Here is a 13422-nt window from a genome sequence, read left to right as displayed (position 1 = left end):
GAGCTGAGGCACACGGAGCCGGTAAGGTCTGGGAAGATCGAGGTATGCCCGTCGCTTTCGTCTGCCGCACCCGTTCCGCCATGCCGCCGCAGGAGTTGTTCGATCTCTCCCGGAACATTGATGCCCACGTGGGATCCATGTCCAAAAGCCGTGAGAAAGCGATCGACGGCGTTACCACGGGACTCATCTCAGAGGGTGACACGGTTACTTGGCAGGCGTGGCACCTCGGAGTCCGGTTCCGCATGACCAGCCGCATCACGCGGATGGACGCTCCGGCGTCGTTCTCTGATGAACAGGTGAGGGGCCCCTTCAAGTACCTCCGCCACACGCACGAGTTCCGGCTTGACGGCAGCGGGACCCTGATGGTGGATACCGTGGAGTTCGCTGCCCCGTTCGGCCCGCTGGGACGGCTGGTGGAGAAGCTGATCCTGGCGCGCTACCTGCAGAACCTGATTGAGAAGCGCAATGAATTCCTGGTGGCCCAGGCACCTCCAGCGCTGGACACCCGGCAATGATCAGGCTCGCGCATGCGGACGACCTGCTGATTCTGCAGGACATCGAGCGTGCCGCGGGCGAGGCTTTCAGGTCTTTGGGAATGGACTCCATCGCTGAGGACGAGCCCTTTTCCATCGACGAACTCAGCGCCTACGTGGCTGGCGGACGGGCGTGGGTCTACGTTGACGGCCTCGACTACCCGGTGGCCTACTTGCTGGCGGACATCGTGGACGGCAATGGACACGTTGAACAGGTCAGTGTCCACCCGGACCAGGCACACCAGGGCATTGGCCGGGAACTGCTGCATGCCGCACGCGTGTGGGCCAGGGGCCATGGAATGCAGCGGCAGACCCTGAGCACTTTCAGGGACGTGCCGTGGAACGCTCCCTATTACCGGCGCCTTGGGTTTGAAGTGCTCGACGCCGGTGCCTGGGGTCCGCAGTTATCCCGCCTGATGGAGCATGAGGCAGAGCTGGGTTTGACGCGCTGGCCGCGGGTGGCGATGTGGCGCCCGGTGGTCCCGCCGAACCCCGCATAGTCGTCCAGGGGCTTAGCTGCCTTGGGCCAACGGCAGGGTGAGGCTGAAGTGCGCTCCGCTGGGACTCGGATGCGCTCTGGCAGTGCCGTGATGTGCGATTGCCACGTTGTGCACCACGGCGAGTCCCAGCCCGGATCCGGCCACGCTCCGCGCGTTGGTTGAACGGTAGAACCTGTCAAAAACATGGGCCAGATCCTGTTCCGGGATTCCAGGTCCCGTATCCCGCACATCAAGAGTGACGTTGGTCTTGGAGACGCTGAGCACCAGCCTGACCCGGCCTGGTCCTGGCGTAACTTCGCGGGCCTCGGGTGTGAATTTGCTGGCGGCGGGGGTGAACTTACCGGCATTATCCAGTAGATTCGCGATCGCCCGGGCCAGCCTGGCGCGTTCTCCGCTCACCAGGATGTGGTCCTGGGATCCTTCCAAGGACCACTCGATTCCGGGGTACCGCCGTTTGGCGTTGTCCATGCAGTAGAGAACAAGTTCGTGGAGGTCCATGTCCTCGACGAAGGCCGGCGCCTCTTCATGGCGGGCCAGATCGATGAGGTCTTCAACAAGGGACTGCATACCCATCAGTTCATGCTCCAAGGCACCCGTGATGCGTTCTTTGCTGCTCTGCTCCAGTTCGGGATTCCTCAGCATGGCAGCGTTCGTCCGCAGCGATGTCAGGGGAGTCCGCAGCTCGTGGGAGGCATCGGCAATCAGTTGTTCCTGCTGGCGGCGGGATTGCTCCAGTTCGCCAAGCATCGTGTTGAAGGCGCTGCCGAGCCTTTGGATCTCGGTGGTGTTGCTCCGAGGGATCCTGATGTCTGTGTTCCCGGTTCGGGCGATGCCCTCTGCTACCGCTGTCAGCCGATCCACGGGGCGCAGTCCGCGTCTGGCGGCCAGGTAGGCAGTGCCCGCCGCAACCAGCAAGGCGCCCAACACCGTGGCCGCCAGCAGCCAACCGAGACGCTCAAAGGACGCCAACACCCTGTCGTCCCTGACTCCAACCACCAGTGCTCTCTGGTTGGGCAGCGGCCTGACGTACACGCGGATTGGATCATCGCCGATGGTCGCTTCCGTGAAGAAGGCCGGACTCCCGCCGGAGGCCACCTCGCGCATCTGCCCGGTAATGGGCAATGCCGGCCCGGCACCAGCATCAGGGTCATCACTGGGCGTTGGCGCCACGAGCTGCGCGCATGCCGGCGAACGGACCCACGTGCACTGCGAAAAGCCCTGCCAGTTTGGATCGGTCTGAATCAGTTGGATGATGCGATCCGATTCCCGCCTCAGGGACAGATCCTCGTTCTTGCGCAGTTCATGCCCTACCAGGGCATAAACCAGTACGGCGAACACCAAAACTGTGAGGGTGATGGCGGCCGCGATCACCAGCGTCATTCGCAATCTCAGCGTCATGATGCGGCCAGCCGGTAGCCCACTCCGCGTACTGTCTGGATGAGCCGTGGTTCGCCCTCAGCTTCGAGCTTCCGGCGCAGGTAGCTGATGTAAACCTCCAGCGAGTTGGAAGCCGGGGTCATCGCATACCCCCACACCGCGTCACTGATCTGGCCCCGGGTAAGTGCCTGCTCCGGGTTTTCCGCCAGCACGCACAGCAGTGCGTACTCGGTGCTGCTCAAGTCAATCCACCGTCCGTTTTGCCTCACAGCGTGAGCCTCGGGTACCAGTTCCAAGCCGTGGTATCCAGTGGGACGATGCAGAAGGTGGGTGGTTCGGCGTGCCATGGCGCGCAACCGTGCCAGCAACTCATGAGGGTCAAACGGCTTGGAAAGGTAGTCATCCGCTCCTGCGTCCAAACCCGCAACGCAGTCAGCAACGTCGCTGCGGGCCGTCAGCAGCAGGATGGGAACCGTGTTGCCGGCGGACCGGAGCATCCGGCAGAGGCCGAGCCCGTCCATCACGGGCATCAAAACGTCCGCCACCAGGAGATCCGGGGACGTTGCGGCCACTCTTTCGAGCGCCTCCCTGCCATCAGCGGCCGATTCCACCACGTAGCCGGCAGCTTCAAGCAGGGAGTGCAGGGAGCTCCTGATTTCCGGATCATCGTCGACAACCAGGACTGTTATCGGCTCCGTCATGGGCACCAGCATAGTTCGCCGGGTTTCAGAATCCTTTAAGTTCCTTTCTGAACCATGGGGCTATGGATACGGACATCGGAACTACGTATGCAACCCCCACCCAGCGCGGGATGCTTGGGGCCCGGCGGCGCCGTCCGCGGGCCAGGGACTGGGTTGTAGGCGTCTTGGCGGGCGCCATGACGGTGCTGCTCTTCGGCCACGCACTGGTGCCGGAGGCTAACGGAGCGAGCCTGGTCATCGAGAGTTTCCTGCCGTGGCTGGGGGCGGTCATGGTTGCGCTGCTGATTGTGGCGTTGCTTTCGAAATCCTGGTTCGGCGCCATCCCCGTGGCGGCCGCGCTCATGGCCTGGTGCGTCGTCTTCTTGCCGGTCCTCATGACGGGCGTCGCCCCGGCTCCCGCTGCGGACACCACGAAGGAGGGCGAGGCCGGCGGATTGACTATTGCGACCCAAAACCTCCGTGCAGGAAATCCTGACGCCGACGCGGCCGTCCACCAACTGATCCAGTCAGGTGCCGACGTCGTGGTCCTGCAGGAGCTCACCGGGCCCACGCTGGAACGAATATCTCCTCTGTTGGACGGTACGTTCGGGTATCAGCAGACGGCTGGAACCGTTGGAGTGTGGAGCCGGTATCCGCTGAGCCAGGGAGAGCCGCTCGCCTTGGGTCTTGGCTGGTCGCGGGCCATGAGCGTGCACGTGGAATCGCCCGACGGCCCCGTCCAGCTCTATGGCGTACATTTGCCGTCTGTCCGGCCCAGCGAAGTCAGCAACAGGAACAAAGGGCTCGCGAAACTCACCCGCATAGTGGAGGCGGATCCTTCGCCGCGCATCCTGGTGGTTGGCGACTTCAATACTGCCACCACTGACCGCTCCCTGGCCCCCTTGCTGGAAATACTCGACGACGCCCGGGCCGGCTTCGGATTCACCTGGCCGGCTCGCCTTCCAGCCACCCGGCCGGACCACATTCTGTTCCGCGGGTTCACCATGACCGAAGCATCGGTCATCTCTTCTCCGGGGACGGACCACCTCGCCGCGATGGCACGGCTGCAACCTGTAGGAAGCCCCTAACTGCCAGCTACCAGCTCCACTTCGTAACTGTCCGTGTTGATCAGGTATGCGGCATAGTGTTCCGTGCCGCCTGCATGCGAATACTTCGATTCGAACATCCCGTACCAGCCTGCGTCTGCCCCAAGAGCCCGGATCCGGTCAACGTTCTCCCGGGTTCCGGCGTGGAAGGCAAGGTGGTTGACTCCCGGATCAGTGCGGCGATGCGCGGTACCGGTAACAGCGTCAGAACATTCCACCACGACGTAGCTGCCACCGAGTTTCCAACTGCATCCGGTGGGCCACTCCTGGAAAGCCTCGTAGCCGAGCTCGCCCAGGAGCCAGCCCCATTCCTCGCGGGCGCGGTCAAGATGTGGCACCCAGATCTCAACATGGTGGATGGACCCAACCGGGCCGGCGGACTCTGCAGCAACCTCACGCATGCGCCGAGTCTACGAGGTCCGGGCCCGTTGCACAGCGGCTGCGCTCGCCGGATCGCCGGCAGCCCGCAGTCCTGCAATGACGCCCTCAACGTCCTGGGGAGTACGGTTCTGGCTGAGTTTTGTCTTGGCCTCCACCCGGGAGATCACAAGTTCGACGCCCACAATCGCCCTGAGTTGCCCGGCAATGAACCGTTGAGGTGCTTCGTCCACGGACCAGGGTTTCGCCATGCAGGCCTCGTGCTGATTGGACAAGCGCCGCACGTGCTGGCCCAGCCACTCGGCGTCGTCGTGAATAACCAACTCGCCGTAGACGTGAGCCGTGGAGTAATTCCAGGTGGGCACCACGCGGCCGTGCTCCGCTTTGGAGGCGTACCAGGACGGGGAGATGTAGGCATCCGCACCCTGAACGATCATCAGCGCCTCGCCTGTGACCGGCGAGGACCACTGGGTGTTGTTCCGCGCCATATGTGCCTGCAGCGCGCCGTGCTCACCCACGGCGGGGTCATGGACGAACGGCAGCAGCGTAGCCTGCAACCCGCCCGGTCCCATGGTGACGAGGTTGGCGGCGCCCGCAGAATTCAGCAGTGAGGCAACCGCCGCAGGAGAAGCAGCGAAATGTGCGGGGGTGTACATAGGGGGTCCCTTTCTGATGAGGTGCGGGTTTCAGGAGGTCGACGGCGGGATGAGCCTGACGCGGACAGCGGCACCTGCACAGAGAATCACTGCGAGGCCACCCACAACGGTGGTCCAGGTCATTGACTCACCCAACAGCAGGCCGGCCCATGCGATGCTCATGACGGGCTGGACCAGTTGGATCTGGCTGACTTGGGCCATGGGCCCGATGGCGAGTCCTCGGTACCAGGCAAAGAAGCCCAGGAACATGCTCACCACGCCCAGGTACGCGAAGCACCACCACTGGACGGGGGTGGCGGAGGGTATTCCGGAACCCAGCGAGAACACCGTCAGCAGGATCATCACCGGCGAGGCAACCACCAGCGCCCAGGAGATGGTCTGCCAAGCGCCGAGTTCCCGGGCCAGAAGACCGCCTTCCGCATAGCCAATGGCCGCCGCGAGTACAGCGCCCAGCAACAACAGGTCTGCCCAATGGAGGGAACCAAAGCCGCCGGACTGAACCAGGGCAAACACCAGGGCGGCCATCACTCCGATCACCGTCAGGACCCAGAACAACGGCCTGGGGCGTTCGCGGCCCCGGATGACTGCTGCCGTCGCCGTGGCCGCAGGCAGCAGTGCGATCACCACAGCTCCATGGCTGGCGGAGGTGCTGGTAAGGGCGAAGGTGGTGAGCAAGGGGAATCCGGCCACAATGCCGCCGGCCACCACGGCCAGCCGGAACCATTGAACGCCTTGTGGGAAACGCTGCCGGGTCAGCGCCAGAGCCAACGCCGCAAGGACTGCCGCCACGACGGCCCTGCCGGCCCCGATGAACAGGGGAGACATTCCCTCCACAGCCACGCGGGTGAGCGGCACGGTGAAGGAGAAAGCAACAACGCCCAGAAGGCCCCACCAGATTCCGGTCGATGTCCGGGTGGATACCACTGGCCGCGAAAGTGTAGTAGCGCTACTATTGTGACTCATGAACAACGATAGCAGTTCCCTGATCGTCTCGCGAGTAAAAGAGTGGATCGCGGGGGCAGCGCCGGGAGCCAAACTGCCATCAACCCGACAGCTCGTGGCCGAACACAAGGCCAGCCCGGTCACCGTTCAGAAAGCCCTGCGAACGCTCACCGCCCAGGGCCTGATCGAGAGCCGCCCGGGCGTCGGAACGTTTGTCCGGGCGTATCGCACAGCCCGGCCTTCAGACTACGGCTGGCAGACGGCGGCCTTGAGGGCAGCCCAGGCCGCGCGGCCCCTCAACTCTGCTGCCATGCGCAGCGCCTCCAACGACGTGATCGCGTTCCACTCCGGCTATCCGGCCCGCGAATTGCTTCCGGAGCGGCTCGTCCGTGCGGCACTAACGCGGGCCGCCCGTGGAGACGCCGCCCTCTCAAGGCCTCCGGCGCAAGGCATTCCCGAGCTGCAATCGTGGTTCGCGCAGGAGCTCAGCACCTCAACGCCCGTAGGCGTCACGCCGCCCCAGCCAAGCGACGTCGTCGTTCTTCCCGGGAGTCAGAGCGGGCTGAGTTCCATCTTCCGCGGGCTGGTGGGGCACGGCCAGCCGTTGCTGGTGGAATCGCCCAGTTACTGGGGAGCGTTGCTGGCCGCGGGTCAGGCGGGAGTGAATGTGATCCCTGTTCCGAGCGGCCCGGAGGGGCCGGACCCGGAAGAGCTGGACAGGGCCTTCGAGGAATCGGGTGCACGGTTGTTCTACGCCCAGCCCAACTTCGCCAATCCCACGGGAGCGCAATGGTCGGCGGAACGCGGCGAGGAGGTACTGCGGATCGTCCAACGCCACGGTGCATTCCTTGTGGAGGACGACTGGGCGCACGACTTTGGCATCACAGCTCCCTCGGTGCCGATCGCTGCCAAGGACGATTCGGGCCACGTGGTCTACATTCGCTCCCTGACAAAGAGCGTCTCGCCGTCGGTCCGTGTTGCCGCGATCATCGCCCGCGGTCCGGCCCGGGAACGGATTATGGGTGCGCAGGCGGCGGAGTCGATGTACGTCAGCGGCCTGCTTCAGGCAGCAGCGCTCGACGTCGTGACGCAACCCGGGTGGCAAACCCACCTCCGCGGGCTCAGCCATCAACTGCAGTCGCGGCGCGACCTCCTGGTCGCCAGCCTGCGCGAACGCGCTCCCCAGGCGCACCTGAGTCACCTGCCCAAGGGCGGTTTGAACTTGTGGTTGCGGATGCCGGACGGGTTCGACGTCGAACAGCTCACCAAGGATTGCGAAGCGGCCGGGGTGCTCATAGCTGCCGGCACGGAATGGTTCCCCGCAGAACCGGAAGGCCCGTACATCCGGCTCAACTACGCGGGGCCCAACCCTGGCGCGTTCCCGGAGGGTGCGCGGATCATCGGCGAGGCAGTGCGGGGCTTGCTTCACGCTTAACAGACGTAGCCACCAACATCAAGGAGAGCGCCTTGAGGCTGGTGGCTGCGGTGGGCGGCAAGCTGCCGCGAACTATCAGTGTCGCTGCGCAGAAGTTGCAGGCAATGAGTTCCTAAGCGGGTGTCAGGTCCTTGTTGCCTTTGCCGAACACGGCGTCATCGATTGGCTGGCCGTCGAACGGCATCTCGTCCAGGTTGATGAGCGGGTTGGTGTCCTGCGTTGCTACGAGCTCGCGTGCTTCCGCCTGGGTGTCCACGCTGGGCATGGAGCCCGGCAGCGGGCGCTGGGCGGATTCACGCAGGAAGTAGATGGCGATCGCACCCACGATGGAGGTGGCCATCAGGTAGTACGCCGGCATCATGTCGTCGCCGGTGCCCTCGATGAGGCCCTGCACGATGAACGGTGTTGTTCCGCCGAAGATCGCAACCGAGAAGTTGTAGGCAATGCCCATTCCGCCGTAACGGCTGGACGTCGGGAACAGCGCCGGGAGGGCCGAAGCCAGGTTGGCGATGTAGAACGTCACAGGGAAAGCGATCAGTGCAAGGCCGGCCAGCGTGGACCAGATCTCGCCAATGCCGATCAACAGGAAGGCCGGGACGGCAAAGACGATGGTGCTGCCTGCGCCAATCCACAGCACCGGGCGGCGGCCGATGCGGTCGGACAACTTACCGGTCAGCGGGATGCAAACGGCCATGATCACCAGGACCGGGATGGTCAGCAGGGTGCCGTGGACGGGATCGTAACCCTTGGAATCCGTGAGGTAGGTGGGCATGTACGAGGTCAGTGCGTAACCAACGGTGTTGGCTGCGGCCGCCAGGATCATGGCCAGTACGATCTGGCGCCAGTACGCCTTGATGATGCCAATGGGTCCCTTGGCAACGGCTGCATCCTGGGATGCGGCGTCCTTGGCTGAGGCTTCCTGGGCGTCCAGGGTGGCCTGGAACTGGGGAGATTCCTCGATCTTGCTACGGAAGTACACCGCGATGAGGCCCAGCGGACCAGCGATCAGGAACGGAATCCTCCAGCCCCATTCCTCCATGGCTGCCTGTCCGAGCGTGAGCTGCAGGACGGAAACCAGGGCTGCGCCCAGGGCGAAGCCGATGTAGCTGCCCATATCAAGGAAGCTGGCGAAGTAGCCGCGGCGCTTGTCCGGGGCGTATTCGCTGACGAAGGTTGTGGCACCGGCGTACTCGCCACCGGTGGAGAAGCCCTGGATGAGCTTCAGGATCACCAGCAACGCGGCGGCCCAGATGCCGATCTGCGCGTAGCCGGGAAGAAGGCCGACGGCGAACGTACTTGCCGCCATCAGCATCAGTGTTGCTGCAAGTACCTTCTGGCGGCCCACCTTGTCGCCGAGCCAACCGAACACGACGCCACCAAGGGGGCGCGCGATGAAGGTTGCGGCGAAGGTGCCCAGAAGGAAGAGTGTCTGGACGGACTTGTCGGCTTCCGGCAGGAAGACAGGGCCCATGGTGGTGATGAGGTAGCCGAAAACGCCGACGTCGTACCATTCCATGGTGTTGCCGACGATGGTGCCGCCGAGCGCTTTGCGCAGCATCGGCTTATTCACCACGTTGACGTCGGACTCTTTGAGCCGGCGCTTCGGGCGAAGCTTCGTTTTCTTAGCTGCGTTCTTTACTGCGTTTGCTGCGTTCGTGGCGGCCGGGGTGGGGCCTGCCAATACCTGGTTCCCGGTGGCGTTCCTTGCGCCATCCGGAGAGACGGTGTTGCTTTGGTCTGTGGGCATTTGGGCTTCTCCTAGGGAGGTCATTTGCTTGCGACTTCTGCTGCCCCGCTCTGGGCAGGGTTTCAATTTTACGGGTTTTGGGCGGAAAACCCGAGTTGAGATCCGATTTTTGGCCCCTCAGAGGGTGCAAATTGCCTAGCTGTGTTGCATCTCATTGCCCGCTCTTGCCCTGCAATCATGCGGGTCCGGGGCCGTTTTTGCCCTCTGAAGCATGTTGTTACCAAATTGTTTAGCTGAGCCCACGTAACAGGGGCGAATCGGGCCTAAAAGCTGACTGTTTGGGAGTCGTCGCTCCGATCATCGGCCCACTAATACGGGCCGGGCAGTTGCGCGAGTAGAACCAGTCGATGGCACATTGACGTTGGCCACCAGCATTGCGCCGGTGGCCACCGCTCCCGGTTAGGGGATGTTGTGCCAGAACAGGCGGACGACATCAACGACTAGTCGGATGATGTTGACCACCAGGTTCCAGGCGCCCCATGGTTCTTCACGTTTTCGTTTGGATTCCATGCCTGGCACCTCCTCCCGGAGGAACAGGGCACGGCCTGCACGTGTCTGTGGGCACAACAACGTTGCGCCCTACGTGCGCAGGGCCATAGACTCAAAGTGTCCGGATTTGAGGATATGACCCTCTGACCGCACCAATGAGCGCACCGCGCTGAACAAAGACCCGATTGCACTCGGGTCTTTTGTTCTTTAACGGCACATCAGGCTCTTGCCTGATGATCCCAGCGTATCGGCCTGTAGGCGCCTCCACGGACACGACGGCGTAGCTTCCAGCTAGAGCCGTGCCTCCGCAAACCGAGGAGCCATTGACTCCATCTGCTCCATCACCAGTTTGATCGCTTCAGGCTGCTTGTCCGGCGGGTACCCGAAGCGGACCAGAAGCCTTTTGATCGAGGAACGAAGTTTTGCCCTGACGTCATCGCGCACCGTCCAATCGGTCCGAACGTCCCGGCGCATCACTGACAGCAGCTCGCGGGCGATATCGGCGAGCACGCCCTCGCCCTGTATCTCCACGGCAGACTCGTTGGAGGCCACAGCGTCATAGAAAGCCAGCTCGTCCGAATTCAGAGGGGGCGTGAAATGAGCGCCTCGGTTGCCCTCGGCAGCGACTTCGCGTGCCAGCTCCACCAACGCCGCGATGATCTCCGCCGATGTCAGCTGCTGGTTGGTGTACTTCCGCATCAGCTCGGTAATGCGTTCCGAGAAGGCCCGCTGGCGAATCACGTTGTTTCGCGTTGCGACGGCTGACTCGTCAGCGATGAGCTTCCGCAGCGCCTCTATTGCCAGCTGCGGGTTGCGGGCGTTCTGGGTCTTGGCCATGAATTCCGGTGTCAGGTCGCCCAGAGACGGCTTCGGCATGCCGGCTGCCTCGTAGATATCCAGTACCTCGCCTGACGAGGTTGCGGACGCCACGAGGTTGCCTAGCAGTCGCTGGATCTCCTCCGGCACCGGTTCGCCGGTGGCCTGTCGGTCTGCGGCGTCAAACTTGGCCATATAGACCCGCGTTTCCTCGTAGACCTGGATTTCGGGCCGAAGTTCAGCCAACGTATCAGAGCCGGAACACAGCGCCCACGCCCGTGACAACTGGCCGGAGTACCGGCGGTACTTCGAGGCCAGAGTTTCTTCGCCCTCGGCCGGCTTGTTTCCCGGTGTCTCGGGGCTACGCAGATAGTTAGCCGCGCCCGTCGCAGCGCTGACAAAAGCCCGCGGGCCACCCTTCATCAACACCGATTTCCAGTCGTAGCCGGAGAGCATCCCACGTAGTTCTTCGACCAGCAGCACCGTATGTCCAACCGCTTCATCTACGTTCTTGCCCACTGGCTTGTTCGCCTGATCGTCTTTCGTATACTCGCCCAACGCCTGGGTTAGATTCTCAGCCAGCGGAGCGTAGGCCACAAGCAGGCCGTCTTGTTTGCCGCGGAAGGTGCGGTTTACGCGGGCCAGAGTCTGCATCAACAGCGCACCCTTCAGGGGCCGGTCCAGGTACAGCGTGTGTAGGGGCGGTGAGTCGTAGCCGGTGAGCATCATGTCCTTGACAATGACGAGCTCCAGTTCGTCATCAATGTCCTTAAGCCGCTCTTTTACCGTCGCGTTCGCCGAGTCGCGGCGTACGTGATTGGACACCGGGGGAACATCGGTGGCGTTACCGGAGTACACCACCTTGATCTTTCCCTTGGCAAGGTCATCCGAGTGCCAGTCAGGCCTCAGCACCACGATGGCGGCGTAGAGGTTCGCGCAAATTTCACGTGTGCCGCCCACGAGCATCGCCTTGCCTGGCGCTTCAATGAACTTGCGCATGCGTTCGCGACGGTTCTCCCAATGCGCCACCAAGTCTTCCGCCAACGCAGCGATACGCTGCGGCGCACCGTACACGGCGTTCACGACGGCGACGCTCGCCTCGAGTCGGGCCCGTTCGGTATCGTCGAGGCCCAGGGTGGCCTCGTCGGCTGCCTGATCGAGGACCTCTTCTGTCACGTCGGTCGAGAGTCCCACCTTGATGAGCCGCGGCTCAAAGTACACCGGCACTGTGGCGCCGTCCTCCACCGCCCGAGACAGATCGTAGACGTCGATGTAATCGCCGAAAACTTCCTGCGTGTTCCGGTCATCAAAGGAGATGGGCGTTCCGGTAAATGCGATCAACGTGGCATGTGGGAGTGCGTCGCGCAGGTGCCGGGCGTATCCGTCCAGGTCGTCGTAGTGCGAGCGGTGCGCCTCATCAACCACCACAATGATGTTGCGTCGGTTGGACAGCAGCGGGTGCTCGGCGCCGGCATCTTTTTCGGCCTTGCTGCGCCCGAACTTTTGCAGGGTAGTGAAGTAGATACCGCCGGTCGCCCGGTTGCTTAGTTCGTCCCGCAGTTCGGAGCGCTTCCGGATCTGCTGTGGCGACTCGGCCAGCAGCAGGCTCCTATCAAAGCCCTCGAACAACTGGCCATCGAGCTCGTTCCGGTCCGTGATCACCACGACCGTCGGGTTTTTCAGCTTCGGATGCCGTGCCACCAGGTTGGCGTAGAGCTCCATCTCCATTGACTTGCCGGATCCTTGCGTATGCCAGACGACGCCTGCTTTGCCGTTGCTTTCCACTGCTTGAACGGTGCTGCCGACCGCCTTGGTGACCGCGAAGTACTGGTGCGGCTTCGCGATGCGCTTCAATAGCCCTTCCGGGCCGCCGTCGAAGGCAGTGAAATTACGGACCAACTGCAGAAAACGCTCCTGGTTATACAGGCCGTAAAGGGCGGTCTCCAGCGCCGTTACAGCGACGCCGGCTTCCATATAGCCAGGTGCGACCGGCAATCCATCATCGTCCACATTCCATGGCGAGAAGTGGTTGAGGGGAGTGAACGGCGTGCCGTACTTTGCTTGGACTCCGTCTGATGCGAGCGTGAACACGCAGAAGCGGAACGCCATGGGAAACTCGCGAAGATACGTCTGTAGCTGCGCATGCGCCGCGGCCACGTCAGCCGTGGCACTGCCTGCCTTCTTCAGTTCAATAACACTTACCGGCATTCCGTTGCAGTACAGCACGACGTCGAAGCGGCGCTTGTAGTCGCCCTGCACCAAAGTGACCTGGTTGACGGCGAGCCAGTCGTTCTGGTCGGGGTCCTGGCTCAGCAGGTGGATGGTGGGGTTGGCTTCGTTACCGTCCGAGTCGATGTAGCTGAGCCGATAGCCGTTCACGAGGTAGTTGTGGATTCGGTGGTTTTCGGCAATGGCGTCGTTCGATTCCGGAGAGGAGATCTCTGCGAGTGCCTGCTGCAGGTACTGGGCCGGAACCGTAGGGTTGAACCGCTGGAGGGCGGCGAGCAGCCGAGGCCGGATCAGCAGTTCATCCCACGTCTCCCGCTCGTCCGATCCGGGAGCGATGTCCTGCCCAGGCATGGGCCGCCAGCCGAGCGGCTCGGCCAAAAGCTCAAGGGCCATGCCCTCCCAGTCGGCTTCGGAGAAGGCTACTGCTGGTGTTGCTGCTGTCACGGTGTTCCCCCTGATGGACCAAACATAATTTGGATAGGTTCGTGTATTTAGCGTCGGATGGTAGATGCGAGTGGTCTGGAATTCGAAGGC

General features: G+C 63.0%; 11 protein-coding genes. 4 read left to right on the top strand and 7 right to left on the bottom strand.

The window, feature by feature from the left end:
• Positions 1-44 precede the first annotated feature (44 nt).
• The gene (locus tag BMY91_RS16605) at positions 45-515 is read left to right on the top strand and encodes an SRPBCC family protein (protein WP_090823863.1); all 471 of its coding nucleotides are present in this window, start codon (positions 45-47) and stop codon (positions 513-515) included.
• Positions 512-1033 (top strand): GNAT family N-acetyltransferase, encoded by a 522-nt coding sequence (locus BMY91_RS16600; RefSeq protein ID WP_090823861.1) that lies wholly within the window; start codon positions 512-514, stop codon positions 1031-1033. The genes BMY91_RS16605 and BMY91_RS16600 overlap by 4 nt, the downstream gene beginning before the upstream one ends.
• A gap of 12 nt (positions 1034-1045) precedes the next feature.
• On the opposite strand, the gene BMY91_RS16595 is transcribed toward BMY91_RS16600, so the two are convergent.
• On the bottom strand, positions 1046-2431 hold the full coding sequence (locus tag BMY91_RS16595; protein WP_090823859.1) for a sensor histidine kinase: 1386 nt from the start codon (positions 2429-2431) through the stop codon (positions 1046-1048).
• Positions 2428-3111: a response regulator transcription factor gene (locus tag BMY91_RS16590; RefSeq protein WP_177179936.1), complete on the bottom strand. Its 684-nt coding sequence runs from the start codon at positions 3109-3111 to the stop codon at positions 2428-2430. Before BMY91_RS16590 ends, BMY91_RS16595 begins: the two co-directional genes overlap by 4 nt.
• 62 nt (positions 3112-3173) lie before the next feature.
• Here BMY91_RS16590 and BMY91_RS16585 point away from each other — a divergent pair, with 62 nt between their 5' ends.
• Positions 3174-4178: an endonuclease/exonuclease/phosphatase family protein gene (locus tag BMY91_RS16585; RefSeq protein WP_090823857.1), complete on the top strand. Its 1005-nt coding sequence runs from the start codon at positions 3174-3176 to the stop codon at positions 4176-4178.
• Here BMY91_RS16585 and BMY91_RS16580 read toward each other — a convergent pair.
• From BMY91_RS16580 to BMY91_RS16570, 3 genes are read right to left on the bottom strand one after another with little or no spacing between them, the layout of a single operon-like run.
• Positions 4175-4597 carry a VOC family protein gene (locus BMY91_RS16580; protein WP_090823856.1) on the bottom strand — a complete coding sequence of 141 codons (423 nt, stop codon included), beginning with the start codon at positions 4595-4597 and terminating at the stop codon, positions 4175-4177. The two genes, BMY91_RS16585 and BMY91_RS16580, sit on opposite strands and share 4 nt — an antisense overlap.
• 9 nt (positions 4598-4606) lie before the next feature.
• Positions 4607-5230: an FMN-binding negative transcriptional regulator gene (locus BMY91_RS16575; protein ID WP_090823854.1), complete on the bottom strand. Its 624-nt coding sequence runs from the start codon at positions 5228-5230 to the stop codon at positions 4607-4609.
• A gap of 30 nt (positions 5231-5260) precedes the next feature.
• Positions 5261-6193, bottom strand: a complete 933-nt coding sequence (locus BMY91_RS16570; protein ID WP_090823852.1) for a DMT family transporter — start codon at positions 6191-6193, stop codon at positions 5261-5263.
• Here BMY91_RS16570 and BMY91_RS16565 point away from each other — a divergent pair.
• On the top strand, positions 6192-7607 hold the full coding sequence (locus tag BMY91_RS16565; RefSeq protein ID WP_090823850.1) for an aminotransferase-like domain-containing protein: 1416 nt from the start codon (positions 6192-6194) through the stop codon (positions 7605-7607). The two genes, BMY91_RS16570 and BMY91_RS16565, sit on opposite strands and share 2 nt — an antisense overlap.
• Positions 7608-7719: 112 nt before the next feature.
• On the opposite strand, the gene BMY91_RS16560 is transcribed toward BMY91_RS16565, so the two are convergent.
• Positions 7720-9354: an MFS transporter gene (locus BMY91_RS16560; RefSeq protein ID WP_090823848.1), complete on the bottom strand. Its 1635-nt coding sequence runs from the start codon at positions 9352-9354 to the stop codon at positions 7720-7722.
• Positions 9355-10134: 780 nt separating this feature from the next.
• On the bottom strand, positions 10135-13281 hold the full coding sequence (locus BMY91_RS16555) for a type I restriction endonuclease subunit R (protein ID WP_371261057.1): 3147 nt from the start codon (positions 13279-13281) through the stop codon (positions 10135-10137).
• Positions 13282-13422: the final 141 nt, after the last annotated feature.

The sequence above is a fragment of the Arthrobacter sp. yr096 genome (assembly GCF_900108925.1).
In the GTDB taxonomy this organism is placed as follows: domain Bacteria; phylum Actinomycetota; class Actinomycetes; order Actinomycetales; family Micrococcaceae; genus Arthrobacter.
The sequence above is the reverse complement of the archived record's forward strand: the minus strand, read 5'-3'. Positions and strand labels throughout refer to the sequence as shown.

What these genes read in the sequence shown, in the direction of transcription:
- BMY91_RS16605 (WP_090823863.1), top strand. Translation starts at nt 45, where the DNA reads ATGCCCGTCGCTTTCGTCTGCCGCACCCGTTCCGCCATGCCGCCGCAG.
- BMY91_RS16600 (WP_090823861.1), top strand. Translation starts at nt 512, where the DNA reads ATGATCAGGCTCGCGCATGCGGACGACCTGCTGATTCTGCAGGACATC.
- BMY91_RS16595 (WP_090823859.1), bottom strand. Translation starts at nt 2,431, where the DNA reads ATGACGCTGAGATTGCGAATGACGCTGGTGATCGCGGCCGCCATCACC.
- BMY91_RS16590 (WP_177179936.1), bottom strand. Translation starts at nt 3,111, where the DNA reads ATGACGGAGCCGATAACAGTCCTGGTTGTCGACGATGATCCGGAAATC.
- BMY91_RS16585 (WP_090823857.1), top strand. Translation starts at nt 3,174, where the DNA reads ATGGATACGGACATCGGAACTACGTATGCAACCCCCACCCAGCGCGGG.
- BMY91_RS16580 (WP_090823856.1), bottom strand. Translation starts at nt 4,597, where the DNA reads ATGCGTGAGGTTGCTGCAGAGTCCGCCGGCCCGGTTGGGTCCATCCAC.
- BMY91_RS16575 (WP_090823854.1), bottom strand. Translation starts at nt 5,230, where the DNA reads ATGTACACCCCCGCACATTTCGCTGCTTCTCCTGCGGCGGTTGCCTCA.
- BMY91_RS16565 (WP_090823850.1), top strand. Translation starts at nt 6,192, where the DNA reads ATGAACAACGATAGCAGTTCCCTGATCGTCTCGCGAGTAAAAGAGTGG.
- BMY91_RS16570 (WP_090823852.1), bottom strand. Translation starts at nt 6,193, where the DNA reads ATGAGTCACAATAGTAGCGCTACTACACTTTCGCGGCCAGTGGTATCC.
- BMY91_RS16560 (WP_090823848.1), bottom strand. Translation starts at nt 9,354, where the DNA reads ATGCCCACAGACCAAAGCAACACCGTCTCTCCGGATGGCGCAAGGAAC.
- BMY91_RS16555 (WP_371261057.1), bottom strand. Translation starts at nt 13,281, where the DNA reads ATGGCCCTTGAGCTTTTGGCCGAGCCGCTCGGCTGGCGGCCCATGCCT.